This window comes from Arthrobacter ulcerisalmonis, assembly GCF_900609065.1.
GTDB lineage: Bacteria > Actinomycetota > Actinomycetes > Actinomycetales > Micrococcaceae > Arthrobacter > Arthrobacter ulcerisalmonis.
In genome coordinates, this window is sequence record NZ_UXAU01000019.1 from 44,155 (window position 1) to 69,788 (window position 25,634).

A 25,634-nucleotide genomic window follows, 5' to 3' on the forward strand; every position below is an offset into this window, starting at 1 on the left:
GAAAGGCAGTCCCATGCTCCGCTCGCTCTACTCGGGAATTTCCGGGCTCCGCGCCCACCAGACCATGCTCGATGTCACCGGCAACAACATCGCCAACGTGAACACCAACGGCTTCAAGTCCTCCACTACCCAGTTCCAGGACACGCTCTCGCAGCTGACCCAGGGTGCCACCGGCCCTCAAGCCGAAAGCGGCGGGACCAACCCGGCCCAGATCGGCCTGGGCGTGAAGGTTGCCGGCGTCACCACCAACTTCAGCCAAGGCTCATCGCAGAGCACCGGGCGTGCCGAGGACATGATGATCAACGGCGACGGCTTCTTCCTCACCAGCAAGGGCGGCCAGAACCTCTTCACCCGCGCCGGCGCCTTCAACTTCGACTCCGCGGGACAGTTGGTCAGCCCAGACGGTGCCGTCCTGCAGGGCTGGCCCGCCGTGAACGGCGTGGTCAACGCTGGCGGACCCACCTCCAGCCTGGCCCTGAACACCAACACGCTGTCCCCGGCGGTGGCCACCACCCGGGTGGGCACGGAGGGCAACCTCCCCAACGATGCCGCCGTCGGAACCGTGGTGGCGCGGGATGTCAAGACCTTTGGCCCCAGCGGCGAAGCCAACCTGATCGCCCTGACCTTCACCAAGACCGCTGCGGGCTGGGATACCCGTGCCGTCAGCCCCACCGGAGCTACCGCAACCGGAACCTTGGGATTCACCAACGGCGTGCGCACCAATGGCGGGAACCTGACAGTGGGCGGGGTGACAGTGGATTTGTCAGCAGTCTCGGGCTTCGCCGGAAACAACAACCTGACGGCCAAGGCTGCCGACGGCGCCGCGGCCGGGAAGCTGGAAGGCTTCACGCTCGGCACTGACGGATCGCTGATCGGCTCCTTCAGCAACGGCAGCAAGCAGACGCTGGGCCGGATTGCCCTGGCAAACTTCACCAACCCGTCAGGCCTCGAGAAGGCAGGCGGCTCCTCCTACGTGGCTACCGCCAACTCCGGCGAGGTACAGATTGGGTCGGCTGGCGACGCGGGCATGGGCAGCCTGACCGGCGGCACCCTGGAGATGTCCAATGTGGATCTGTCCCAGGAATTCACCAACCTGATTGTGGCTCAGCGCGGTTTCCAGGCCAACGCCCGAATCATCACCACCTCCGATGAGGTGCTGCAGGAACTCAGCAGCCTGAAGCGGTAGCGGCCGCCCCTCACGCACGGTCGGCGTCCGAAACGTCAGGTGGCCGCCGGAGTCTGACCGACAAGGACCCGGCGGGCCGTTCGGCCCTCAAGCAGGTCGCCGGCCCGCGCTGCGACGAGTTCGCTCAGGAAGCCAATCTCCTCCGGCGCGGGCACCTTGGACGCCGCCGTGGCCGCCGACTCCAGGACGGCAACCGCCGTCGCCCGCGCATCGTCGGCATCCATGCCCCACGATTCACCTTCCCGAATGACGTGATCGAGGGTGAGGTAGTTCAGCCTTGATTGGCCGCCCACGACGTGGCCGGCGTTGTTGCTCTGGGCGTAGAGCAGCAGGGTGGGGGCGATGTCGTAGAGCGGGGCGAGCAACACTTCGCCTCCGTCCCGAATCAGCATCGAATAGTTTTTCGAGTGCGCATCCCCGTTGCCGATCACGAGGTTGAAGGTGATGGCTCGGAGCAGCTCGCGCCGGAACTCCCGGTCGTCCCTCGTGTGCGGTGCCGCGGCTCGCGCGAGCTGGGTCAGGCGGGACGGCGGTGTAGTGGAGGTCTCATACTTGGAGGTGCTGGCCAGCGCCAGAGCCTGGGTGAAGTCTTCCTGGTGCAGCCGGCCACCGTCCGGAGTCCGGTCGTACCGGGTCACGACGATTGCCTGGCGGGCTCCAAACGTCTCCCGATGCGCTTGTGCGGCCGGCAGTCCGGCGGCAGCGGCCACCTTCAGCGCCCAATCTTCCGAGGCGATTAGGTGCGGCACCGGCGAATCGAGCGGCTCCGGTTTGATGATGTGCGTGGACACTGCCCCGGGGCCAGGCCAGGCCCAGCCGTCACCATACCGGCTCAGCAGCACCTTGGACTGAATGCCGCCCAGCGAAGCGGTAATCGCGAAGTCATCGGGCAGATCCCAGGTCGGCAGCGCCTCGACGACGCTGACGACCTCATCGACGGTCATCGGCTGGGAGCCGGCCGGGCCATCAGGGGACATACCTGCCGGAAGCGCCTGGACGGCGCCGGCACAGTCGGCGCCCAGGATGGCGAGCAGCCCCAAGGCATCAGGGGTCGAGAGCCCCTTCTCTGAAGCGAGATGCGAACGGATCTGGCCCTCCGGCAGGAGCCCGTCAAAGTAGTTGTACACCGCGGGCCCGTCGATCTTCTTCCGGTCCACAGGCAAAGACAGGGACAGCAAAACGGAGGAGGCGCCGTACTCGGCTACGACGTCCGGGTCGTAGCGGAAGGACATCCTCAGACCAGACCCGGTGAGGACGCCGACGTGCTTCCCGTGCAGGAATACTTCGAGGCTTTTGCTCCGTGGGCTCACGCCTTGACCTGCAGCTTCGCAAACCGGGGGACCAGGGCGACGTCGCGGCCCAGCACCCGGATGGCGTCCATGGCGACGACGACGGAGACCGCTTCTCCATGCTCAAGCCTGACAATGGTCCGTCGGGCGGTGCCGAGCCGGTCCGCCAGATCCTGTTGGGTCAGGGACGCTTCCTTTCGGGCATCACTGATGGCCCGCCCCAGGGAGGCGGCGTCGACAGCCCGATAAAACGAAGTTTGTGACATATATTGATCATACGCGCCTAATTGCCATTTGTGCCAGATATGGCCCATCTGCCGATAACTGGGGTTTGTGACAGATCTGGCACACGCGCAGTCCTCGGGCCTCGGCCAAGGCTCGGGAAGCCTTCGGCGAGCACGATGGGCCGAGCATGGCGGGTGGCGAATTACGCCCGTTGGCCCGGCTGCCTAACGTTGGCGCCGCTGCTGCCGACAGTACAGGGAGTACAGCCCCAGCAGCGGCGTTTAGCCGCACCCCTCCAGAGAGTAGCCCGGCCATGATCGTCGTGACACGCCTCAACGGCTCACGTTTTGCGATCAACCCGGACCTGATCGAGCGGATCCACGAAAGCCCCGACACCCACTTGGTAACGCTCGACGGCGCCGCGTACGTGGTGCAGGAAAGCCTCGCCGACGTGGTGGAACTGATCGCCAACTACCGCGCCTATGTGCTCAGCCGCGCCAGGGACCTCCCCACGGTCACCGGCCACCCGCTGAGCCTGGTCCGGACGCCAGCAGAAGATTCCGACGGCGGCGCCACGCGTCCGCATCGGCCAGGAAAGTAGCCCATGGATCCCGCAACAGTCGTTGGACTGCTCCTCGCCTTTGGCTCGCTCATTGCCATGGTGCTGCTCGAGGGCGGCAGTATCTCTTCGCTGCTGCTGCCGGCGCCCATGATCCTCGTTTTTGGCGCCACCCTGGCGATCGGGTTGGCCGGCAACACCCTCAAGGACGTCATCCAGGCGTTCAAGGCCCTGCCCCGAATGTTCATCGGTAAAACGGCAAAACCCCAGGACAGTATCGACCAGCTGGTCCGCTTTGCCGAGAAGGCACGCAGCCAAGGGCTGCTGTCCCTCGAAGAGGAAGCCGCCACCGTCGATGACCCGTTCCTGGCCCGGGCGCTCCAAAACATTGCTGACGGCACCGACGCCGAGGACCTCCGGATGCAGATGGAGGACGAGATCGACACCAAGTCGCGCTCTGACCATTCGGCGTCCAAGTTCTTCGCCTCGCTGGGCGGCTACGCACCCACCGTCGGCATTGTGGGCACCGTGGTCTCCCTGACCCACGTGCTGGAAAACCTCTCCCAGCCGGACGAGCTGGGGCATATGATCGCCGCCGCCTTCGTGGCCACCCTCTGGGGCCTGCTCTCCGCCAACTTCATCTGGCTACCGTTCAGCTCCCGCTTGGCCCGGCTCTCCGAGCTGGACATCGAACGTAGGACACTGCTGATGGAAGGGATGCTGGCCGTCCAGTCCGGCGCGCAGCCCATGCTGCTGGCCGAGCGGCTCCGTTCCATGGTGCCCGAACACCAACTGAAAACGAGCGGCAAGGGCGGCAAGACGGGGTCCGGCGACGCTGAATCGATGGACGCCGCCGCGTGAGTGGCCGCCGTCGTCCTCGGAAAAAACCCGAAGAGCACCACGTCGATGAGCGCTGGATGGCGTCTTACATGGATATGGTCACGGTGCTCATGTGCCTCTTCATCGTCCTCTACGCCATGTCCACCGTTGACGCGAACAAGTTCGACAAGCTGCGCAACTCCCTGGCCACCGGCTTCGGCACCGTCGCCTCCCAGACCGCTGACACCGCGGAAGGCACGGTGGTGCCGGCCGAACTCGTCAACAAGGAGGGCGAAGACTTCGCCAAGATGGAAGAAGCGATCAAGGAAGCTGACCGGCTGAAAGAACTCCGCGACCAGATGAAGGCCGGCCTGGAAGCTGCAGGGCTCAGCAACAACGTCGAATTCAACATCTCCGCCCGAGGCCTGACGGTGAAACTGATCGGCTCGCAAGCCTTCTTTGAACCCGACAAACCACAACTGACCACCAAGGCAGTCCAGGTGCTCAACATCATCGCCCCCGTCATGGCACCCACCGGGCTGGAAATCATGGTGGAGGGGCACGCCGCCAACGGCATCACCGCCTACCCCTCCACCTGGGAACTCTCCTCCGCCCGCTCCGTCAACGTACTCCGCTACCTGGTGGACAACGGCAGCATCGCGCCGGGCACCATCGGCGCTGTGGCATTCGGCTCCGCCCGGCAGGTGAACGACGACTCCACCGAGGCGCTGATGGAGCTGAACCGGCGCGTGGACATTGTGGTGGTCTCCGACAAGCCCGAGACAATCCGGGCGCTCATTCCGGCCGCGTTGGACTACCACTAGCCGGGCCGAGGCTATCAACCTGGAGCGACATCTGATGTGCATGTGATCATGCGGACACTATTGACGCTAGGCGCAAGAAGGAGGAGTTTTCTCTTATGAACGATCGAAGAGTCCCTGGAATCAGCCGCGCCGAATTAACTGACTACCGATGCGTCGTACCATCATGCACCGAGACGGCGAGCGCTGCCGATCAGCCTGAATGTCCCATCCACCATGGCGCCATGATCGCCGTTGGACCCGAGTCGGGTTAAAGACGATCTATTTCCTTGAGTACTGAGCAGTATGCGTTGGCGCTCGTTAACGCCGCGCTGTAGGAAACAACAGCCAGTGCCAGGAATCCTACAGACATGGACATTGTTTGCCAGAGCTGAATTTCCTCGACCAAAAGTATAGGAATGGAAGCAATACAGAGAAAAACCGCAACGAATACCAACGTGCAATACATTTCAAGTCGATCGCGAAATTCATCATGATTTACTCGCAGGTGTATCGGTATAATTTCCCATCGGCCGTTGACGAAACCCTCGAGATTGCCGTTGGTGTTCTTGAGAGTGTCCTCCGTAGCGCGAAGTCGATTTCCCAGTGCGGTGGGAAGAATTCTGGATTGTCGAGGAAACAACGGCAGTGCGCCTCGGAGTTGATCGAGTCTTTGGACTTGCCATGGTCGGCAGAAATCTTCCCATTTTAGAGCGTGCAGGTCGGCAGCATCTTTTTCCGATAAGTCAAAGTAGGGCTTCTTTCCGTATATTTTGGCTTCTAGGGTACAGACTATTCCGTGGTTAATTCCGATCTTGAGCATTTCATGTCTCGCGAAATTGAAAGCCTTCAACTGAAACTTTTTCTGTTTATTTATTAGCCTACTCTTCTTTGAAAGCTGCATTCGGCTAAATACCGGTCCGAGGCTTGCGGCCAGCCACCCTCGGCTCCAGTAGCCCTCGAGAAAGCGGATGGCCGTGAAAGAAAAAGCTTGAGTGATCAAAGTAGCGATGATCAGAATAGGTATCATGATCACAAGCAGTTGAAATGGGTCCGTCGACAGTTTGGTAATCGCTTGCAGGAGGTCAATTCTTTTGTCTGTTCGAAATTGAAACAAAACAGCAATACCAGCTACCAGAACAGCCGCTGGTAGCCATGACGTCAAGCTGAGTTGATCGAGTATCTTGGCCACCAGCGCAGACAGGCTGTCCTTCGAAGACGGAGTTGACTGCGCCTGTTTAGGGGTCGAACTGGGTCCCGACGCATTCATCGAGTCGGCGGGCGGGTGACTGTACTGAAGTGGACGCAGGTGGGGCCGGCGCACCGAACGTGATTGCATGCCTAAGCATTGCGCCCTTCAATAGAAGGCTCTCATAGGCGCGCCGAAAATCGCGGCGCGTTAAGTCCGTTATTGTCCGACCACGACACGCCGGTTCACGCCGATCCCTTACGATCACGGCAGCCGTGCCGATAGTCACCCCCGTGAGCGTGTTGGAAGAGCTGGGATCCGCGCGGGACCGCACAGTGAACGTCTACGACTTCCGGCGTCCCGCGACCTTGGCGCGCGAGCACAGCAGGGTCATCGAGGCGGCCCTTGAAACTTTCGCGCGGCAGTGGGGGACCCAGCTCACGGCAAAGATCCGGCTGAAATCCGTGGTCCGCATGGACGGCCTGGACCTCCTCAGCTACGACGACTACGCCACCTCCGTCCCCGCCACGACCGCCGTCGTGCTGTGTGAAATTGCCGGCACGGAACCCCGCCTGGTCATCCAGTTCCCGGCAGCAGCTGGCCTCTCCTGGCTGAACCGCATGCTGGGTGGCAGCACTGACCCGGCCATGCCAGAGCGGGCTTTCACCCAGCTGGAGCAGGCCCTCATCCAGCGGCTCCTGGAGGAGACGCTCGAGGATCTGCAGTATTCGATGGGCCCTTTGTTATCCCAGGCCGTGACCATCGAGGCCATTCAGTACAACTCACGGTTTGCGCAAGCCGCGGCTCCCACCGAGCCCATGGTGGTGGCCCGGTTCAGCATCAGCGTCGGCGCTACCAACGCCGATGCCACCCTGGCCATCCCCGCTGAAGTGTTGCTCGCCAAACTCCAGATTGTGAGCCCAGCAGAGGCCCCCGCCGGTGCTCGGGAACGGATCCACGCGCAGATGGAACATGTGCCCGTGGAACTTGCCGTGCAGCTGGCCCGCACCACTGTCACCCCGCAGCAGATCCTCAACCTAGCGGTGGGGGACATCTTGCCCCTGCCGCACCTGGAAAACCGGCCGTTCGACGTCGAACTTAAAGGCACCCGGCTCGCGACCGCAGCGCCGGTCAGGAACGGCGCCCGCGCCGCAGCAGTCATTGTCACCATCGAGGAGCACCAGCCATGAGCAGCACCCTGACCCTCCACCGCGGCGCGGCAGACCAGCTGGCAGCCAACCTGCCTGTGATCACGCCCCTCACCGTCTTGGGCCCCACCCGCTGGGATGGCAGTGCAAGCCAGGCCATCACTGCCACGTTCGTGGGCGCCGTGACTGCCGACCTGGTCCTGGTGCTCACCGACCGCGAGTTCCTTGCTGCCGCCGGTGGAGCCGTGAACGGTATGCCGGTTGCGGCCACGGCCGTGCTGCGCCCGGCGATGGAAAGCGCCGCCGCCGGGTTCGGGTCCGGCGTCTTGGGCGAGCTGCGCGAAGAAGACGCTGCCGCTGTGCTGGCGGATGCGGAGACCATCGTTTATGAACTGTCCGACGGCGGCACGGCTGCCGGCTGGTTCGCGGTCCGGGTGCGCAACCACGCAGCCGTGGGCAGCTCAGGTTTCGGCGGTTCGGCTACCAGCGCCGCGGCCACCAGTACCGGTGCCGGTGGCGGCACGAGTTCGGTGGCCGCCAAACTGGGCCGGATCAACAACGTCGAAATGGCCCTGACGGTGGAGATTGGCCGGACCCGGATGTCCGTTCGGGACGCCCTCAACCTTGAACCGGGCAACATTGTGGAACTGGACCGAGCCGCCGGTGCGCCCGCCGACGTCCTCCTCAACGGCCGCTTGATCGCCCACGGCGAGGTAGTAGTGGTGGACCAGGACTACGCAGTCCGGATCACTCGCATCCTCGACGTTGCCGAAGGACTCGGCTGAATGGACGCACTCATCCTGGGGCTGCGGGTTCTGGTATCCCTTGGAGCGGTGCTGGCCCTGATGTGGTTCCTGCAGAAGCGGCTCAGCAAAGGTACGGGCCGCCGTCGTGCCACCACCGTGCTCACCGTGGTGGGCCGGCAGAGCCTGAGCGCCAAGACGTCAGTGGTGGTGGTGGACGCTGCCGGTCAACGGTTTGTCCTGGGTGTCACCGACCACGCCATCAACGTCTTGCACACCGGCGAGATTCCCGCCGAAGCGGAGGAATCGGCTGGGTCTCAGGAGTCCGGAGTGCCAGGGCAGGAATTGACGACGTCGGCTGCAGGGTTCGCGAGGATCCTCGCCGACGCCGGGTCCATGCCTACCCGTAGCTCGGTCCACCGCGACCATCCCCGTCGCGGTGCCCGGACGCACCCGCAGATGCACGGTTCCATCTTGGCCGGCTCCACCTGGAAACAGGCAGCCGCCGCGCTCAGGAGCGGACGCCGGCCTTGACCATCAGTACCCCCCTGTGCCGGCTCGGACGCCCGGCGCTGCTGCTGATCGCCGTCGTACTTCTGGCAACAGTACTGATGTGGCTGGGGGCCGCAGCCGGCCATGCCGCGCCAGTGGCCCCGGTACCGCCAACGGATCCGGCGGCGCCAGCGGGCGGCAACGTCAACATCGACATCAACGGCATCGACGGCGCCCCGTCCACCACGGTCCTGACCCTATTGGGTATCACTCTGTTGTCCGTGGCGCCCGCGCTACTGCTGATGATGACCTCCTTCACCAAGATTTTCGTGGTGCTGGCGATGACCCGCAACGCCCTGTCGCTGCCCTCCGTCCCGCCCAACCAAGTCCTGGCCGGGCTGGCTTTGTTCCTGTCCCTGTTCATCATGTGGCCGGTGGTCAACCAGATGAACACCGAGGGAATCCAGCCGTACCTGAACGGTGGCATCGACTTCAATGCCGCCGCCTCAGCCGCGTTGGCCCCGCTGCAGCAGTTCATGCTGGCGCACACGCGCGAGGAGGATATCGCGCTGATGACCCGGGCGGCCGGGCTGGAAAACCCTGCCACCCCCGAAGCCGTTGCCCTGCAGACCCTGATTCCCGCGTTCATGATCTCCGAGCTGCGGGCCGCGTTCATCATCGGGTTCGTCATCTTCGTGCCCTTCCTGGTGATCGACCTGGTGGTCTCGTCGGCGTTGATGTCCATGGGCATGATGATGCTGCCGCCGGTGATGATTTCGTTGCCGTTCAAGATCCTGCTGTTCGTCCTGGTGGATGGCTGGGGCCTGATCATCACGGCACTGGTGCAAAGCTACGGCGGCAGCGGATGAACACGAACGCCGTCCTTGATATCTGCCTCCAGGCGCTCCTGGTCGCCGCCAAACTGTCAGCGCCCGTGCTGGTGACCGCACTGGTGGTGGGCTTGGCCATTTCCCTGGTGCAGTCCGTCACCCAGCTCCAGGAAGCCACCCTCTCCTTCGTGCCCAAGGCCGTGGCCGTGGCAGTGGCCCTGGTGATCTGCGGGCACTGGATGATTTCCGAGATGGTCACCTTCACGCACGAAATTTTTGAGCGGATTCCAGCCCTCTTGAACGGCGGCTGAGATGAACATCCCCATCGACGCACACTGGCTGGAGGCCATGCTGCTGGCCTCAGTGCGGATGACGGCGTTCCTCATCATCGCCCCGCCGTTCGCCTACCACGCGTTTCCCGGCCGGGTGAAAGCCATGCTGGGGCTCGGTTTGGGCCTGGCTGTCTCCCAGCGCGTGGCCAACGGCTACCAGAGCCGGGACATGGGCGCTTTCTTCGGTGCTGTGGTGCTGGAGCTCGTCACCGGCCTGGTGTTGGGCTTTTTGGTCTACCTGGTGTTTGCCGCGGTTCAGTCCGCGGGCAGCCTGATCGACCTCTTCAGCGGATTCCAACTCGCGCAGGGCTTCGATCCCCAGATGATGATCAACGGCGCCCAGTTCACCCGGTTCCTGCAAATGGCGGCGCTCGCATTGCTGTTTTCCTCCGACGGGTACCAGTTGGTGATTGGCGGGTTGACCGGCAGCTTCGCAGCACTGCCCCTGGCTGGCGGGCTTGACCTGGCCCAACCCGTCCAGGCCATGACGGGGGCGCTTACGGGAATGTTCCTGGCCGCCGTCCAGATCGCTGGGCCCCTCCTGGTGGTCCTCTTTCTGGCCGACGTCGGGCTGGGCCTCCTCACCCGGGTAGCCCCCGCGCTGAACGCATTTTCGTTGGGTTTTCCGCTCAAGATCTTCATGACCCTGGCGCTTGCCGGCTTCCTGTTCCTGGCCCTGCCACGCATCGTCGCGTCGCTGGCCAGCCAGGCTGCCGCAGCCGTGATGGGAGTGAACTGATGGCTGACTCACAGGAAAAAACAGAACAAGCCACCGACAAACGGCTCAAGGAAGTCCGCTCCAAGGGCCAACTATCCCGCTCGCAAGACCTCACGGCGTGGGTGGGGGTGGGCGCCGCTGCCGTGATGCTGCCCGCGACCCTGGACCGGGGCTCCGCGGCCGCCACCGACCAGCTGTATCGCGTCCGCGCACTGATTTCGAAGCCCGATCCCCAGGTCGCCCTGGAGGCGTTGCTGATCGCGTTGGGGGACATCGCCACCGTTATTGGTCCGCTCCTGGTGGTGGTCTTCATCGCCGTGCTGGCTGCCGGAGCGCTGCAGGGCGGGGTGCACCTGAAAACCTTCAAGGCAGACTTTGAGCACTTCAAGCCGCTTCCCGGGCTGAAACGGATGTTTGGCGCCCAAGCCCTGTGGGGCGGCTTGAAATCGCTGCTCAAGACCGCCGTGGTGGGTGCAGTGCTGTACGCCGTGGTGCAAGGCCTGATCCCCGTATTGCTCGCTGCAGGCGGATTGCCCGTAGCCGGAATCGTGGGTGCAGGTGCCTCCGGTGTGGTGTCCCTTATCCAGTTCGCAGTGGCGGCGGGCGTGGTCCTGGCAGCCGCCGACTTCCTGGTGGTCATGCGGCGAAACCGCAAGAAGACCCGGATGTCCAAGAAGGAAGTCCAGGACGAGACCAAGAATTCCGACGGCGACCCGCTGATCCGTTCGCAACGGCGGGCACGGCAGATGGCCATGAGTCGGAACCGGATGATGGCCTCCATCAGCACCGCCGACGTCGTCATTGTGAACCCCACGCACGTTGCGGTGGCCCTGAAATACGAGCCCGGAAAGTCAGCCCCTCGGGTGGTGGCGAAGGGCAGTGGGCACATCGCCACCCGGATCCGTGCCGCGGCGGAGGAAAACCAGATCCCCATGGTGGCCAACATCCCGCTGGCCAGGGCTTTGCACGGTGCCTGCGAGCTGGGGCAGGAAATTCCCCTGGACCTCTATCAGGCGGTGGCGGGGGTGCTGGCCTTTGTGATGGCTCTCAAGAAGCGCGGCTCCGCCGCTGGGGTGCATCGAATGGTGGCGGCATGAATCGGGCAGTGATGAGCGTACGACACGAACAAAGGACCGCACCATGAACAAGGGACTATCCCGGCTGGTAGTGCCGATTGGGATTGTGGGCATTGTGCTCCTGCTGGTGGTGCCCGTGCCGGCGCCCCTGATGGATTTCCTCATCGTCTGCAACATCCTGCTGGCCTTGCTGATCCTCCTGACCAGTATGTTCGTCAAAAAGCCGCTGGACTTTTCGGTCTTCCCGTCGCTGCTGTTGGTGGCCACCTTGTTCCGTTTGGGACTGAACGTGGCCTCCACCCGGCTGGTGTTGGGGGAGGCCTACGCGGGGCAGGTGATCGAGGCCTTCGGCCACGTTACGGTGGGCGGTTCGCTGATCATCGGTGCCGTGGTGTTCTTGATCCTGGTGGTGATCCAGTTCGTGGTGGTCACCAAGGGTGCCGAACGCGTGGCCGAGGTGGGCGCCCGCTTCACCCTGGACGCCATGCCGGGCAAGCAGATGGCCATCGACGCGGACCTGAACGCCGGGCTGATCACCGATACCCAGGCACGTGAACGCAGGGCCGAAGTTTCCGCCGAGGCCGATTTCTACGGTGCCATGGACGGTGCCTCGAAGTTCGTCAAGGGCGACGCCATTGCTGGCATCATCATTATCATCATCAACTTTGTGGGTGGCATCGCCATTGGCATGCTGCAGCGGGGCATGGAGATGGGCGACGCACTCAGTACCTATGGCCTCCTGACCGTGGGTGATGGCCTGGTCACCCAGATCCCGGCGCTGCTCATGGCAGTGTCCACCGGCATGATCGTGACCCGCTCCAACGCAGAAGCGGACATGGGCAGCACGGCCTCCGCCCAACTGATGCAGGCACCCAACGCGCTCATGATTGCCGGTGTGGCAGCTGTGGCCATGGCCCTGATCCCGGGCATGCCGCCGCTGCCGTTCGTGCTGGTGGGCGCCGCACTGTTGTTCGGCTCACAGCGGGCCAAGAAATCCCAACGCTCGGACGCGGCCAGCAAAGAGTCCGAGCAGGCTGCCCTGGCACACGTGCCAGTGGATCCCAACGAGCAACTGATGGAAGAAATGCGGATCCATCCCGTAGAAATCCTGCTGGCCCCCGACATGGTGGACATGGTGTCCGGGTCCGCCGACGACCTGCTGGCCCGCGTCCGCTCCCTCCGGCACAAAATCGCCATGGACCTGGGCATCGTCATCCCGCCCGTGCGCACCCGCGACAGTGTTGAATTGGCCTCAGGTACCTACGTGATCCGGATCGCGGGGGTGGAAGCTGGCCGAGGCTCCGCTCCGGGCGGACGGATGCTGGCCCTGGGAGACTCGCTGTCCGCATTGCCGGGCCAATCAATGGTGGAGCCGGTGTTTGGGCTGGCCGGCAAATGGATCCCGGGGGAGTTGCGCCACTCAGCCGAGATGTCCGGCGCCACCGTCATCGACAGGGTCTCGGTGCTGGTCACCCACCTTTCCTCGGTGGTCACCGCCAACGCCGCGCGGCTACTCTCCCGCGAGGATGTCCGTGTCCTGACCGAAGGGGTGCGTGCTATCAGTCCGTCCGCCGTGGAAGAGCTGACCCCGGGCCTGCTGTCCCTCGCGGAGCTCCAACGCGTCCTGCAGGGACTCCTCGAGGAACAGGTCCCCATCAACGACCTCACCAGGATCTACGAGGCGTTGACCCTCCGCGCGAAGATCTCAACCGACGCCGAATCCCTGGTGGAGTCGGCCCGGCAAGCCTTGGGGCCGGCGCTCGCCGCCGGGCACCTCGATGGGAGCACGCTCAACGTGATTATGATCGATCCCTCCTTGGAGCAGTCAATGCTGGAGGACATGCGGCCGGCCGAAGGCGGTACCCAGATTGTGATGGGTCAGGACAAGCTGGATACCGTCCTGGGTTCCCTGTCGGAAGCGATCGCTGCAGCCGCCGCGGCCGGCAGGCAGCCGGTCTTGGTCTGCGCACCGACCCTGCGGCCGGCGGTTCGCCGGTTGGTGGGCCCCGGCTCCATCGCTGTCCTGTCCTACCGGGAAGTCACCAGCGCCAACGTCCGGATTGAGACGATAGGGGTGGTTCGCTATGCAGGGCAGCTTTCGGCTTAAGGGCGCAAGCCTCGAAGAGATCCATTTGAAGGCCGTGGCCAAGTATGGTCCCGGCGCGCGGATTGCCGCCGCGGAACTCGTCACCACCAAAGGCGTGGCCGGGCTCTTCGCCGGGAGTAAATACGAGGCCGTGATCCACGTTGATCCCACTGTTATCGCCGGCAAACCGGTAGGAACCGTCGACGCCGGAACACCGGAAGGTGGGACAGCGCCTGCTGGACGGTCGGCACTGTCCGGGGCGGCCGCCGTCGTGCCTCAGCCGGAAAGCGGGCCGCACCTGCTGCAGCGATCGGCGATTGCCTCGCTCCTCGCCGCCGCGGACGCTACCGAATCACGGAGTAATGCCCCGTCCGGTGCCGGCGGGGACACCGTCTCCACTGAGTCCGACGTGTTTGCGAAGGTCCTGGAACAGTTCACTGCACTGTCAGTCCCGGAACCTGCTGAGACCCCAATCCCGTCACCCGTGCCGGCCATTCCTGCAGTGGCGCAGCGACCTGCGGAACCTTCCTCCCGCACTGCCGCCGCACCACGGGTCCCCGCCCCGGCAGTCCTGGCGGGTGCCGGCGACCTGATCGTGCTCCTGGGGCTCGGCAGCGACGCGCTGGACGCTGCGCTGGAGATGTCGCTCTCGCGCGGCGGCGCTGACGTTCGAACGGCAGGGGAGCTGACCGCCTTCGGTCACCTGCATGTTGACGGTCGGGTAGCGGCGACGGCGGCCAGGGCGCAGGCGGTGGAAAACCGCCAGACCGTCATCCTCGCCGTTGGGCTGGGACGGCGCCTTGCGGCGCTGCCCCGGATGATCCCCGCCATCGAAGCACTCCGCGCGGACCAGGTCTGGGCCGTGGTGGATGTGGGACGGAAGAGCGCAGACTCCCGGACGTGGTTGGACGCCATCGCCGGCGCGCTGGAGCTCAGTGGGCTGATGTCCGTGGGCGCGGCTGGAACCAGCACCCCTGAATCCATTGATGACCTCGGCTGGCCAGTCAGCGACGAAGATCGCCATGACTGACCCCAGCAGCAACGAACCCATCATCACCACGGCCCGAAAGGTAGATTGAGAGCATGCTGGTACTCACACGCAAGCCGGGCGAACAAATCATGATCGGCGACGGAATCGTCATCACGGTACTCGAAGGCAAGGGCGACGGCGTACGGCTGGGCATTGAAGCGCCGCGCGGGGTTTCCATCCAACGCAAGGAAGTCATTGAAGCAATCGCAGCGGCCAACATGGCCGCGGCGGCCTCGGGAGCAGTGGGCGACGGCGGCGAGGGCATCCTCAAGACGCTGAGACCCCCCGCCTCCCGGCCGGCCAGCCAGCCGTCGTCGGGCCAGCCTGAGGTTTAGGCCAGGCCCAGGTATTGGGCCAGCAACGGCAGATCGGTGCTTTTTGCGGCTGCCTTTGCCCTGGCCACGGTGCCGCCGGCCAGCAAAGCTGCCAGATCGGCGTCGGGCTCCACCGGCGCACTGGCCTTCGGTGCAGCAGCCTCCACGCGTCTGAGGAACGCCAAACGGTTGGCCGCGCTACCCGCCTGGATGGCTGCATAAAGCCGCCGCAGCTCCGCGAGGTGCTCGCCCAGGAGAGTGGGCCAAACGCCAGGTGGGGCAAAGACAATGAGAGTCGGCAGCGGCGCGCTCGGCGGCGCACCCCACAGCGATGCGACGGCCGCCGACTCCACATGGCAGGACAGCAGTTCCATATTCAGCCGCTCCACCACCGACTCAATATCGGCGGCAGTAATCTTCAGCCAAGCCATGGTTTCGTCACCGGCATGCAGCGCCTGGGTATCCAACCGAAACTGGAGGAGTTCGAGGTCGGTGCGCTGTTTCCACAGGGCAGCAGAGAGGTCTTCAGCGCCCATAGCCCACACCCCCTGCGTGACTCGACGATTTGGCTCAGGAAGTTACCAAGTATTCTTCGTATTTGAGCCTACACGGCGGCGAGATGGGCTATGGTCACGAGCCGTTGCCTGGAGATGATAAATTACGTCCATAGAGTGCCATTCTGGGGGCTACTTTCGCACTGTTCTGGGGAATGGTGGGTTGGCAAGGCTCCAGTGAATTGGTGCTTCGTCTTTATGTCTCGTGGGGGGACACCGTTGAATCTCGTTGAACGCAACGAATTGGTCACCCAGCATCTTCCTTTAGTGGGATACCTGGTCTCAGATCTCTGTTCCAAAGCCTCGCATCTTTCGCGCGAGGACCTTGCATCGGTTGGTGCGATCGCCCTGATTACCTCAGCGGAGTCGTTCGATCCGACCCTTGGCGTGCCTTTCGGCGCCTTCGCCCGCCGGCGTATTGTTGGCGCTTTTGCCGATGAGATGCGCGCCAACGATTGGGCAACCCGATCGGCCCGGCGGCGGATGAAGGAAACGGCCTCCGTACAGGAGATGCTGCTGACGTCACTGGGACGTAAACCCACCGTGGCCGAGATGGCTGCAACGTTGGGCGTGGAGCGGACAGCCGTCGAGGCCGCCCTCGCCGATTCCGCCCGCACGGTGACGCCGCTGGACGATGCCGTGGTGGACACCCTGGCCTCGGACACACTTTCGCCGGAGAACTCCGTGCTGGCCGACGAACGGCTCCGCTACCTGCGGGCCGCCGTCGCCGCACTCCCGGATCGGATGCGCTTCGTCGTTGAGGAGATCTACTTCGGTTCCAGGACCGTGAAGGACCTCGCCGAGGAACTGGGCTCAACCCATGCAGCTGTCTCCCAGCAACGCTCCGAAGCCATTCGCCTTATCAGGGATGGCCTCAACGCGCATTACCCAGACACTCCGGGACAGCCTTTCGTCCCGGAGTCCCGAATCACTGCCCGCCGCCGCACCGAATACCTTGACAACCTCTCTGCCGCAACGTTCACCGGGGCCCCTGCCGCCGGCGCCAGCTCAGCCCGGTTGGACCAATCGGGCTAGTGCTGCGCCGGCTTGTCTGTTGAGGTAGCCCGCGGGATCTTCCGCAGGAACGTTGCGGCGAGGGCTGCCGTGAGGGCCATCAATACCAGTGCGATGGTGGCAGTGATGTGCACCCCGGAGTCAAAGGCCGCCCGTGCGGTGGCCAGCAGTTCCCGGGCCCCGGAGGCATCCAGGGACGCCGCAAGGTCAACGGCACCGGCAAGGGTTTCGCCGGCCTGATGGGTTTCGCCGGCTGGAAGTGACCCGCCGACTCCCTCCGGCAGGATCAGGTTCCGTTGGTAGGACGCGGTGAGGATGGATCCCAGGACTGCCGTGCCCAGCAATGCACCCACCTCGTAGCCGGTTTCGGAGATTGCTGCTGCCGCGCCGGATTTCGACGCCGGGACGGAACCCAGGATGAGGTCGTTGGAGATGGTCTCGGCGGCACCGACGCCCAGTGCCAGGATCACCAGCGCGGCCAGCAGGATTGCCGGTCCGGCACTGTGGTCGCCGAAAGCCACCAGCGCGTAGCCGGCCGCACTCAGGGTCAGGCCACCCGCCACCACGAACCCGGGCCGCACCTTGCGGACCAGCGGCACCACCAGGAGGCCGGCAACCACGGTAGCTACGAGGGCAGGGATCATCGCCACGCCGGATTCCGACGGCGACATCCCCTCGAGGAGTTGCAGGTGCTGAGCCAGGAAGAAGATGAAGCCGTTGAAGGAGAACACGGCAAGCACGTTGGCCACGATTGCCGTGCTGAAGACGGGGTTGTTGAAGAGTCCCATGTCCAGCAACGGAGATTGCAGACGCAACTGCCGGCGCACGAACACCCAGCCCATGGCCAAGCCAAGAGCGATGATGGCGATTGCCTCAGGCTCGAATCCCTTGGTAGCGATTTCCTTGATGCCATAGACCACGGGCACCATCACCAGCATTGAGAGGACGATGCTGGGGATGTCGATCCGGCCGGGTTGCGGGTCGCGGGATTCCGGGATGAAGAACGGACCCAGGACCAGCAGTGGAAGCATGATGGGAACGGCCACGAGCAGGATGGCTCCCCACCAGAAGTGCTCCACCAGCCAGCCACCAAAAATGGGGCCCAGTGCGGCGCCGCCGGAGAAGCCCGCTGCCCAGATGGCAATGGCAAGGCGGCGACGGTTGGGGTCGGGGAAGATGTTTCGGATCAGTGACAGCGTTGACGGCATCAGCATGGCGCCGAAGAAGCCCAGCCCCGCGCGGCCAGCGATCAGCCATTCGGCGGACGGCGCAAAGGCGGTGACGGCAGAAACAGCGGCAAAACCCAGGCTGCCGATCAGGAGCAGTTTTCGACGGCCAATCCGGTCGCCCAGGCTGCCCATGGCTACGAGCAAGGCGGCGAGGACCAAGGGATAGGCGTCCACGATCCACAGCAGCTGCACTCCGGTGGTCTGCAGGCTCCGCGCGATCTCCGGCAACGCAAAGGTCAGGGCAGTGTTGTCCACCGCAACCAGCAGGACGGGGAACATCAACAGTCCTAACGCCGTCCAGTCACGCCACGAGCCGCCCTTGGCGTGTTGGATTCCCAGGCCGGTTGCCTGTCCAGGGCTCATCGATGTCGTCATACTCTAACTATACCGTCCAGACGGTACAGTTACGAAATTTTTCTGGTTGCGGGTTTTTCTGCCCGTGTGTGCATGATGGGAAGCATGCCTAGAAAACCAGTCGCCCGGGACGCTGTTCTCGACGCCTACGAACGCCTCCTGATTGACGTGGGGGAGCGGGCGGCCACGCTGGATGCGGTGGCCAAGGAGGCTGGCGTTTCCAAGGGCGGCCTGCTGTACCACTTTCCCAACAAAGAAGCGCTGATCAGCGCCCTGCTGGAAAGGTTTGTCGCCCATGCTGAGGACGACCTCGCGATGATGAAGGCGGCTCCGGAAGGTGCCGCCGAATATTTCATCTCAACCTCGATCTTCGCCGATACCCCCATGGACCGGGCCTTCGTGGCCGCCAACCGATTGGCCGAAGTGGCGCACGCCGAGGCGCGGCAACGGTTCACCGCGATCCAGGGCCGGTGGCTGGATCTGATAGCCGACGACGTCGGTGCTGCCGCTGCCAAGGCGGTCCTCTATATGGGGGACGGGATGTACTTCAACGCGGTCTGGGAGAGCAGGGCTGGGATCGCCAGCCCTAACCGGGAGGCCGACGTCGAAAGCCTCATCCAGGCGGTCCGCAAACTGCGCAACTGACCTTGAGCAGCACGGTTGCAGCTGAGGGCAAGGCATAGGACAATAAGAGTCCTGTGAGACCTGTCACCTGGGTCCGCGGACACCATCCCATAATTAAATAAGCCTTTGATCTGTGGCGGGAGAGTCCTGCTTTTGGTTTGCAGGCGCCGTAGGAGCAAATCCTCCCCAGGAATCTCTCAGGCCCATGTACCGCCACGCGGAGGCGTCTCTGGAAAGTAACCCCTTGGTTTTTGGGGTTCACCGACGGTGCAAGTACACCCCTGTGGGTGCTACGGAATCTCTCAGGTTTTCGACAGAGTGGGGAGGAACCCGAACCGTTGTGGCGCTGATCGCGTTGCCTGAGTTTTTGGAGTTCCTTGTGTTTGTTCATGCGCCAACGGTGCCTCGTAGATCAGTGTCCGCTGACATGCCAATGCCTGGTTCGCGTGGTTCAGCCGTGACCGTGGGTAACCTGTTGGCCACCCAACCTTGACTCAGGCGCCTCATCGGCGCGCACCCGATTCGGTAGCACCCCAAACAGCAGCGTTGCTGGGCTGTCCACGGCGTACGTCGTGGACCAGCCACCTGAACTTTTCCTCAATCAGTTAGGACCCACACACATGGCCGTCGGAGTCTTCGATCTATTTTCCGTGGGTATCGGGCCGTCCAGCTCGCACACCGTTGGACCCATGCGGGCTGCCGCGGTGTTTGCCGAAGAACTCAAGGGTTCAGGCAAGCTGGCCGACGTAGCCTCGCTGCGCGTGGACCTTTATGGTTCCTTGGCTGCCACCGGTCACGGCCACGGCACCATGACGGCTATCCTCCTTGGACTGGAAGGATTCCACCCCGAACTGATCCTGCCGGAAGAAGTGGAGGTGCGCCTGGCCACCATCGCTGACACCGGAACCCTGCAGCTGGGGGGATCACAGCCGCTCCCATACGGTGTCGCTGACATGGTCCTGCGACCGCTCACCATCCTGCCGCGGCACACCAACGGGATGACGTTTACCGTGTCCGACGACGACGGCACCGTGCTCCACGAGGCTACCTTCTACTCCGTGGGTGGCGGCTTCATTGTCCGCGACGGAGAACAGGACGCCGCCCAGAAGGAACTTGACGAGTCAAAAAAGGAGCTGCCGTTCCCCTTCCGGACCGCAGCCGAGCTGCTGGGACGATGCCAGTCCAAGGGGCTGTCCATCGGCGAGATCATGCTGGTCAACGAGAAGGCATCGCGCACCGAAACTGAAATCCGGGACGGGCTGTTGCACATCCACTCCGTCATGGAAGCCTGCGTTGCCACCAGCCTGAAGCGCGAGGGCCTGCTGCCCGGCGGACTCAAGGTCCGTCGTCGTGCGCCCGACTGGCATGACCGGCTCCTGAAAGAAGACAAGGATCGCGACCCCAAATACTGGCAGGAATGGGTAAATCTCGTTGCCTTGGCGGTTAACGAGGAGAACGCGTCCGGCGGGCGGGTAGTGACGGCGCCCACCAATGGTGCAGCCGGCATCATTCCGGCGGTGCTGCACTATGCCTTGCATTTTGCGCCCGGCATGGACAAGGCGACGCAGCAGGATCGCGACGACGTGGTGGTGAAGTTCCTGCTGACTGCCGGTGCCATTGGCGTCCTTTACAAGGAGCAGGCCTCGATTTCCGGCGCCGAAGTTGGCTGCCAGGGTGAGGTGGGCTCGGCGTCGTCGATGGCCGCTGCTGGCCTCGCCGAAGTCATGGGTGGTTCGCCTGCACAGGTGGAGAACGCCGCGGAGATTGCCATGGAACACAACCTCGGCCTGACCTGCGATCCCATTGGCGGACTGGTCCAAGTGCCGTGCATTGAACGTAACGCGATCGCAGCTGCCAAGGCCATCAACGCGGCCAAGATGGCGCTCTGGGGTGACGGGACGCACCGGGTATCTCTGGACGAGGTTATTGTCACCATGCGCGAAACTGGCCGCGACATGTCGTCCAAGTACAAGGAAACAGCGATGGGTGGGCTGGCGGTCAACGTCGTCGAGTGCTGAGCAAGCCTCCCGGAGCTTCTACGGCCGTTTCATCATCCCTCCCGGAGCTTTTACGAGTTTTGGGTATCCCTCCCGGCGGTCTGCCGCTGCGCGGATTTCCGGCCGACGACGGCGGCCCTCCGGAGCGATGTCGCACCCACCCAGGTGCGTGACCGGTCTGCCGTGGGCCGCCGTCGTGATTTACCTGCGGCCACGGGATCTCTGGGAGGGTGGCAGCTCAGCCGCAAAAAGCTCCGGGATGGTTCGGGAAACGGTCGCGGGATCTCCGGGAGGGTTGGCAGTTCGGCCGTAAAAGCTCCGGGAGGGTCAGTTGTTGATGGCTGCCCACAAGTTGAGGGTTGAGGCGTAGGCCACCCAGGCGATGTAGGGCAGCAGGATCAGACCGGCCGCGCGGCTGAGCGGGAACGCCCACCGGATCAGGACCACCAGCACGACGGCGAGAGTTGCGATATCGACGAAACCCAACCACAGCGCCGGGGTGCCGAAGCTGGGGTACAGAGCGAAGAAAAGGGGCGTCCAGAGGAGGTTCAGGACCAATTGGACCCAGTAGAGCCGCAGGAAGCGGCGGCTGGCCGGGCCGCCCTTTCGCCAGACCAGCCACGCGGCAACGGCCATCAGGAGATAGAGCACTGTCCAAACCGGGCCAAACACCCAGTTAGGCGGAGTCCAGGGGGCCTTGCTGGCGGTGCTGTACCAGCCGTCCACGTTGCTGGTGGACGCCAAGCCGCCCAGCCCGGCCACCACAAACGAGGCGGCAATGAACCCCACCAGCACCAGAACCTGCTTCATGACGCTCCGATGCGCCGGCGCTTCGGCCGACGCTGACAGTGTCCGCTCCCCATGTGTCTGCATCATTCCACCCTTGCGAACGCAGCACGCACAGTCAAGGCGGTGGGCCAGGACGTGGCAGGCTTTAGACTTGAGGTTGCATGTCCGCACGCAGTAGCGGGGACAGTACGCGCACAAACCCTGAGATTGGACACGGCTCCCTTGCGAGAATTCACGGCACGATTCGCCACCGCCGAGGAAATTGAGAACTGGGACGAACTCGTCACGGCCAACCCCAACGGCGGCAACATGCTCCAGTCGGCGGCCTACGCGGCGGTCAAGAACGGTAGTGGATGGAAGGTCCTCTTCCTCGTGTTGGAAAGCGGCGGTACCGCCAGCTACAACCTGATGCTCGAACGATCGTTCCCTGTCCTGGGCCGGCTCTGGTACCTGATCAAGGGCCCGGACCTTGCAGTGAACACCGCCGCGACGCCCGGTGCCGACCTTGTCGCCGCGCTGGAGGCGTGCAAAGCGCTGGCCCGCACCGCGAAACTCCGGGTCTTCACCATCAAGGTGGAGCCAGACATTGTGGACTCGGAAGAGTTGCGGGCAGAGTTGGCCCACTTGGGCTTAGTCAAGGCACCCAACATCCAGTCCAACGACTCCACCGCCTTGCTGGACATCTCGGCCGACACCGAGGCAGTGCTGAAAGCTATCTCCTCCCGGGCCCGCAACGCGGTCCGCCGTGCCGAGCGTGAGGGCTGCGAGGTGGTCCGGCAAGAACCCACCCCCGAGACCTACCGGGCGTTGTACGACCTGATGGCGGACACCGTCAACGCTAAAGGCTCCATGCCGTTGCGCAGTTACGAGTACTACACGCGCTTCTGGGACGAGTTCTGCAGCCGTGGGCAGGGGAACTTCTTCTTCGCCTACGAAGATGGCAAGCCGAGCGTTGGCGCCTTCGTCATCAACTACGGCAGCAAAGCCACCTACAAGGACGGCGGCTCCGTGCAGAACCGCAAGCAGTACGGCGACTCGCACCTCGTCCAATGGACGGCCATCCAGCGCATGCAGGAACTCGGCTGCCGCGAATACGACTTTTGCGGCACCCCACCGGCCGCCCGGATCAAGGACAAGACGCACAACCTTCACGGGATGGGAATGTTCAAAACGAGCTTTACCAAGACCGTCACAGACTTTGTGGGCTGCTACGACTACATCCTCTCGCCACTGCGGCACCGGCTGTGGGTGCAGGGCGGGGAGAAAGTCTTCCGCCGGATCGAAACCGCCCGCACCGGCCAGCAGTTCTACTGACCGCGCACCCCGCAATGACAAAGGAATCCACCTTGAACGCAACCGCCACTACGGACCTCGAGTTCGTCCTCCTCAGCGACGCCGAGTTCGAGGCCTACGTACTGACCCACCCGCAGAACAGCTTCCTGCAGTCGGTGGACTTCGCCAGGTTCCAGCGCGCCCGCGGCCAGCAGGTTGAGCTTTTCGGCGTTCGTCAGGGCGGCGATCTCGTGGCTGCCGGCAAGGTGAATTACAGCACCAACCGGCTCGGTTACACGGTCGCCGAGTGCGCCAAGGGACCACTGATGGCGTACGACGACGACGCCTTGCTGGCCGCCGTCGTCCGCCTTCTGCGTGGCCGCGCGGCGGAGCGGAAGGCCGCTGAACTGCGGATCTCGCCGAACCTGCCCTACCTGGCCCGCGACGAAGACGGTGCCGAACACCCGGAACTGTTGGACAACCGGCCCCTCCTTGCCCGGCTGGGAACGCTGGGTTTCCGGCACCAAGGCCTGGACATGAACTTCGTCAACGTGAACTGGATGTTCATCAAGGACCTCGTGGGTGTGGCGGACGCCGAGGAACTCATCATGAGTACCAACTACCGCACCCGCAAGGCCATCCGTAAGGCCGAGAAAAACGGGGTGTTCCTTGAACAGGCCACCCTGGAAACCCTCGACGAGTTCTACACCGCCCTGCAGACCGCCGGCGACGAAAAGGGTTTCACGTACCGCGAGCGGTCCTACTACGAGAACCTGCTGCGCACCACCACTCCCGAATTCACCAAGCTGATGATGGCCAAGATCGACATCCCGGCCTACCGGAAGTCCATCACCGAGCGCCTGGCTGTTGAATCCGAGAGCGCAGCGCAGTTGCGCCGCGAGGTTGAGGAGACGGGCAGCAAGAAGAAAGCCAACCGGCTCAAGGTGGTCCAGGACCTCGCGGACAGCTACGAGCGGAGCCTCAAGGACATTGAGCGCTTCCCTGATTCCGTCGGGGTAGCCACCGTGGCCGCCATCCATTTCGTGTGCTACGGCGATGAGGTGGTGTGTGTCATTGGCGGCACCGTCCAGGACTACATCTACTTCAACGGCGCCACCTCGCTGTACTGGGGGATGATGCTGCACGCATTGGAGCAGGGGTACCCCAAGTACAACTTCTACGGCACGTTCGGCATCTCCGGCCAGGATGAAGAGGGCCATGGCGGCTACGAGTTCAAGAAGGGCTTCGGCGGCACGGTGGTGCAACTCGTGGGCGACTTCGTCCTCCCCGTTCGTCCCCGGATCTTCCAGGCCAACCGCCTCCTCAGGTTGGCGGCAGGTTCGGCCCGTACCCTGAAGGCTAAGCTGCCGATCCGTCGGGGCTGAGCGCCCAGCAACCACCACACCGGGAGGAGGGGCATGCCCCACCGGCCAGATCACCCAGAAGCACGGCCACACACCGACGGCCTGCCCAAAACGCAACCTCTCACAGCAGCGCAGATCCGTCAGGACGTAGCAGCAAAACGCATGCTGCGCCGGCTGGTGCAAGGCGAAAACCCGCCCACGGCACCCTTGAGCATTGTTGACCGATTGGCCGGCAGCCCTTACGCCAATCCCACCATCCAGGTGGGCGGCGTGGACACGTCTGCCCGGAAAACGCTCGACTTCGCCCTGCACCTCGCCGAAACCATGTTCCGGTACGGGGCGGGCGCCCTTGAGGTGGAGACCAGCATTATTGCCGTGACGGCTGCGCTGGGTCTGAAGAACATCGAGGTGGACATCACCAACCAGTCGGTGGGCATCAACTACGCGCCGAAGGACCAGACGCCCATTTCGCTGTTGCGGGTGGTCCGCTCCTGGACGAATAACTACGCTGGCCTGGCCCGTGTCCACCAACTGGTGACGGACATCGTGGCCGGGGGAGTGGGTCGTGATGAAGCTGTCCGCCGGCTCAACGAGGTCATCACCAGCCCTAAGCCCTTCCCACGGTGGATGGTGACCGCAGCGTTCGGAATCTTCGCCGCGGTGTTCGTTGGGGTGCTGGGTGGTGGCCCGGTGTCCTCTGCGATCGCCTTCGTGGCCAACATCGCCATCAGCCTGATGGCACGGCAATTGGGTCGCTGGCGGGTGCCGGACTTCTTCATCACCGCGAGCTGCTCTTTCGTGGTGACCATGTTGGCGTTGCTGCTATGGCAGTTCGGACTCACAGCGTCCCCGGCCATTGTGGTGGTGGGGGGAATCCTACTGCTCCTTCCTACTGGCCGACTGGTCTCCTCCGTCCAGGACGCGATCAACGGCTTCCCCGTTACTGCTGCCGGCCGGTTCCTGTCCACGCTGCTGACGTTTGGTGCCATCGTGGCCGGCATTGCCGTGGCCTTCGTGGTGGGCGAACTCACCGGACTTCAACGGATCGACGTCACCCAGACCTTCCCACCCGCCTACGACCTGTGGGTCCTCATTCTTTTCGTCGCGATCGCCGTCATGGCCATCGGCATCACGGAGCAGACTACCTGGCAGCTCCTGTTGCCTACGGCCGCGGTTGGCGTGGCCGGTTACCTGGTGCTGCTCGGCGGTGGGTTGCTGGGCATCGGCGACAGGTTCTCGCCAGCCTTGGCGGCTGTGGTGATCGGTCTGCTGGCCCGTGTGGTGGCTTTGCGGCTGGGGGCGCCGCAGCTTGTCGTTGCCGTGCCTGCCGCGCTGATCCTGCTGCCAGGTCTTGTCATCTTCCGGTCCATGTACGTGCTCACGGTGGAAGAATCGTCCATCCTGACGGGTGCCGGTGGAATGCTCAGCGCTGGCGCCATTGTGTTGGGTACGGCGGGTGGCATTGTCCTCGGCGATACGCTGGCCAGGCCATTCACCCGCAGCCTGGCGAGCAATGAACGACGCCGGGCCCGCCGACGCTAGTATCGTCACCGCCCCGGCGCCAGCACGTCAGCCGTCGCCGCGGTAGCCGCCCGGCGCCG

The 25,634-nt window shown here is 63.8% G+C and carries 26 protein-coding genes and 1 riboswitch; of the genes, 20 read left to right on the forward strand and 6 right to left on the reverse strand.

The window, feature by feature from the left end; translation table 11 throughout:
• Positions 1–13 precede the first annotated feature (13 nt).
• Positions 14–1,186 (forward strand): flagellar hook protein FlgE, encoded by a 1,173-nt coding sequence (locus PSET11_RS05840; RefSeq protein ID WP_124091170.1) that lies wholly within the window; start codon positions 14–16, stop codon positions 1,184–1,186.
• 35 nt (positions 1,187–1,221) lie between these two features.
• Here PSET11_RS05840 and PSET11_RS05845 read toward each other — a convergent pair whose 3' ends face one another.
• Together PSET11_RS05845 and PSET11_RS05850 are read right to left on the reverse strand one after the other, a co-directional pair.
• Positions 1,222–2,496 (reverse strand): type II toxin-antitoxin system HipA family toxin, encoded by a 1,275-nt coding sequence (locus PSET11_RS05845; RefSeq protein ID WP_124091171.1) that lies wholly within the window; start codon positions 2,494–2,496, stop codon positions 1,222–1,224.
• Positions 2,493–2,741, reverse strand: coding sequence for a helix-turn-helix transcriptional regulator (locus tag PSET11_RS05850; protein WP_160118964.1), 249 nt, complete (start codon positions 2,739–2,741; stop codon positions 2,493–2,495). The genes PSET11_RS05845 and PSET11_RS05850 overlap by 4 nt, the downstream gene beginning before the upstream one ends.
• 272 nt (positions 2,742–3,013) lie before the next feature.
• Between PSET11_RS05850 and PSET11_RS05855 the strand changes: the two genes are divergently transcribed.
• From PSET11_RS05855 to PSET11_RS05865, 3 genes are read left to right on the forward strand one after another with little or no spacing between them, the layout of a single operon-like run.
• Positions 3,014–3,301 carry a flagellar FlbD family protein gene (locus tag PSET11_RS05855; RefSeq protein ID WP_124091173.1) on the forward strand — a complete coding sequence of 96 codons (288 nt, stop codon included), beginning with the start codon at positions 3,014–3,016 and terminating at the stop codon, positions 3,299–3,301.
• A gap of 3 nt (positions 3,302–3,304) precedes the next feature.
• The gene (locus PSET11_RS05860; protein ID WP_124091174.1) at positions 3,305–4,120 is read left to right on the forward strand and encodes a motility protein A; all 816 of its coding nucleotides are present in this window, start codon (positions 3,305–3,307) and stop codon (positions 4,118–4,120) included.
• Complete coding sequence (locus PSET11_RS05865; RefSeq protein WP_124091175.1) at positions 4,117–4,902, forward strand: OmpA/MotB family protein; 786 nt, start codon at positions 4,117–4,119, stop codon at positions 4,900–4,902. Before PSET11_RS05860 ends, PSET11_RS05865 begins: the two co-directional genes overlap by 4 nt.
• Before the next feature lie 247 nt (positions 4,903–5,149).
• Here PSET11_RS05865 and PSET11_RS05870 read toward each other — a convergent pair whose 3' ends face one another.
• On the reverse strand, positions 5,150–6,070 hold the full coding sequence (locus PSET11_RS05870) for a hypothetical protein (RefSeq protein WP_160118965.1): 921 nt from the start codon (positions 6,068–6,070) through the stop codon (positions 5,150–5,152).
• 290 nt (positions 6,071–6,360) lie between these two features.
• Here PSET11_RS05870 and PSET11_RS05875 point away from each other — a divergent pair, with 290 nt between their 5' ends.
• The 10 genes from PSET11_RS05875 (at position 6,361) to csrA (ending at position 14,857) form a co-directional block, all read left to right on the forward strand.
• Positions 6,361–7,257: a flagellar motor switch protein FliM gene (locus PSET11_RS05875; protein ID WP_124091177.1), complete on the forward strand. Its 897-nt coding sequence runs from the start codon at positions 6,361–6,363 to the stop codon at positions 7,255–7,257.
• Positions 7,254–8,000: a flagellar motor switch protein FliN gene (gene fliN, locus PSET11_RS05880; RefSeq protein ID WP_124091178.1), complete on the forward strand. Its 747-nt coding sequence runs from the start codon at positions 7,254–7,256 to the stop codon at positions 7,998–8,000. The genes PSET11_RS05875 and fliN overlap by 4 nt, the downstream gene beginning before the upstream one ends.
• Complete coding sequence (gene fliO / locus PSET11_RS05885; RefSeq protein ID WP_124091179.1) at positions 8,001–8,492, forward strand: flagellar biosynthetic protein FliO; 492 nt, start codon at positions 8,001–8,003, stop codon at positions 8,490–8,492.
• Positions 8,493–8,569: 77 nt separating this feature from the next.
• Positions 8,570–9,319, forward strand: coding sequence for a flagellar type III secretion system pore protein FliP (gene fliP, locus PSET11_RS05890; RefSeq protein ID WP_124091303.1), 750 nt, complete (start codon positions 8,570–8,572; stop codon positions 9,317–9,319).
• Complete coding sequence (gene fliQ, locus PSET11_RS05895; protein WP_124091180.1) at positions 9,316–9,591, forward strand: flagellar biosynthesis protein FliQ; 276 nt, start codon at positions 9,316–9,318, stop codon at positions 9,589–9,591. The genes fliP and fliQ overlap by 4 nt, the downstream gene beginning before the upstream one ends.
• Position 9,592: 1 nt before the next feature.
• A complete protein-coding gene (locus PSET11_RS05900; protein WP_124091181.1) occupies positions 9,593–10,351 on the forward strand; it encodes a flagellar biosynthetic protein FliR in 759 nt (252 codons plus the stop codon).
• A complete protein-coding gene (locus PSET11_RS05905) occupies positions 10,351–11,427 on the forward strand; it encodes an EscU/YscU/HrcU family type III secretion system export apparatus switch protein (RefSeq protein WP_124091182.1) in 1,077 nt (358 codons plus the stop codon). Before PSET11_RS05900 ends, PSET11_RS05905 begins: the two co-directional genes overlap by 1 nt.
• Before the next feature lie 43 nt (positions 11,428–11,470).
• Positions 11,471–13,513, forward strand: a complete 2,043-nt coding sequence (locus tag PSET11_RS05910) for a flagellar biosynthesis protein FlhA (RefSeq protein WP_124091183.1) — start codon at positions 11,471–11,473, stop codon at positions 13,511–13,513.
• The gene (locus tag PSET11_RS05915) at positions 13,491–14,522 is read left to right on the forward strand and encodes a hypothetical protein (RefSeq protein ID WP_124091184.1); all 1,032 of its coding nucleotides are present in this window, start codon (positions 13,491–13,493) and stop codon (positions 14,520–14,522) included. The genes PSET11_RS05910 and PSET11_RS05915 overlap by 23 nt, the downstream gene beginning before the upstream one ends.
• A gap of 53 nt (positions 14,523–14,575) precedes the next feature.
• The gene (gene csrA / locus PSET11_RS05920) at positions 14,576–14,857 is read left to right on the forward strand and encodes a carbon storage regulator CsrA (RefSeq protein ID WP_124091185.1); all 282 of its coding nucleotides are present in this window, start codon (positions 14,576–14,578) and stop codon (positions 14,855–14,857) included.
• Here the strand turns inward: csrA and PSET11_RS05925 are convergent.
• Entirely contained in the window at positions 14,854–15,372 is a 519-nt protein-coding gene (locus tag PSET11_RS05925) for a hypothetical protein (RefSeq protein ID WP_124091186.1), read from the reverse strand. The genes csrA and PSET11_RS05925 overlap by 4 nt on opposite strands.
• 237 nt (positions 15,373–15,609) lie before the next feature.
• Between PSET11_RS05925 and PSET11_RS05930 the strand changes: the two genes are divergently transcribed.
• Positions 15,610–16,425 (forward strand): sigma-70 family RNA polymerase sigma factor, encoded by an 816-nt coding sequence (locus PSET11_RS05930; RefSeq protein WP_124091187.1) that lies wholly within the window; start codon positions 15,610–15,612, stop codon positions 16,423–16,425.
• Here the strand turns inward: PSET11_RS05930 and PSET11_RS05935 are convergent.
• Positions 16,422–17,996, reverse strand: coding sequence for an MFS transporter (locus PSET11_RS05935; RefSeq protein ID WP_203415920.1), 1,575 nt, complete (start codon positions 17,994–17,996; stop codon positions 16,422–16,424). The genes PSET11_RS05930 and PSET11_RS05935 overlap by 4 nt on opposite strands.
• Positions 17,997–18,092: 96 nt before the next feature.
• On the opposite strand from PSET11_RS05935, the gene PSET11_RS05940 reads away from it, so the two are divergent.
• Entirely contained in the window at positions 18,093–18,632 is a 540-nt protein-coding gene (locus tag PSET11_RS05940) for a TetR/AcrR family transcriptional regulator (RefSeq protein WP_124091189.1), read from the forward strand.
• Between the two features lie 106 nt (positions 18,633–18,738).
• Positions 18,739–18,834: riboswitch (glycine riboswitch) on the forward strand.
• 397 nt (positions 18,835–19,231) lie between these two features.
• On the forward strand, positions 19,232–20,629 hold the full coding sequence (locus PSET11_RS05945; protein ID WP_124091190.1) for an L-serine ammonia-lyase: 1,398 nt from the start codon (positions 19,232–19,234) through the stop codon (positions 20,627–20,629).
• A gap of 306 nt (positions 20,630–20,935) precedes the next feature.
• On the opposite strand, the gene PSET11_RS05950 is transcribed toward PSET11_RS05945, so the two are convergent.
• Positions 20,936–21,484, reverse strand: a complete 549-nt coding sequence (locus PSET11_RS05950) for a TspO/MBR family protein (protein ID WP_124091191.1) — start codon at positions 21,482–21,484, stop codon at positions 20,936–20,938.
• 135 nt (positions 21,485–21,619) lie between these two features.
• On the opposite strand from PSET11_RS05950, the gene PSET11_RS05955 reads away from it, so the two are divergent.
• From PSET11_RS05955 to PSET11_RS05965, 3 genes are read left to right on the forward strand one after another with little or no spacing between them, the layout of a single operon-like run.
• Entirely contained in the window at positions 21,620–22,711 is a 1,092-nt protein-coding gene (locus PSET11_RS05955) for a lipid II:glycine glycyltransferase FemX (RefSeq protein WP_238989051.1), read from the forward strand.
• A gap of 32 nt (positions 22,712–22,743) precedes the next feature.
• Positions 22,744–24,054, forward strand: a complete 1,311-nt coding sequence (locus tag PSET11_RS05960; RefSeq protein WP_124091193.1) for a peptidoglycan bridge formation glycyltransferase FemA/FemB family protein — start codon at positions 22,744–22,746, stop codon at positions 24,052–24,054.
• A 33-nt stretch (positions 24,055–24,087) separates the two neighbouring features.
• On the forward strand, positions 24,088–25,575 hold the full coding sequence (locus PSET11_RS05965) for a threonine/serine exporter family protein (protein WP_124091194.1): 1,488 nt from the start codon (positions 24,088–24,090) through the stop codon (positions 25,573–25,575).
• The last annotated feature ends 59 nt before the right edge of the window (positions 25,576–25,634 follow it).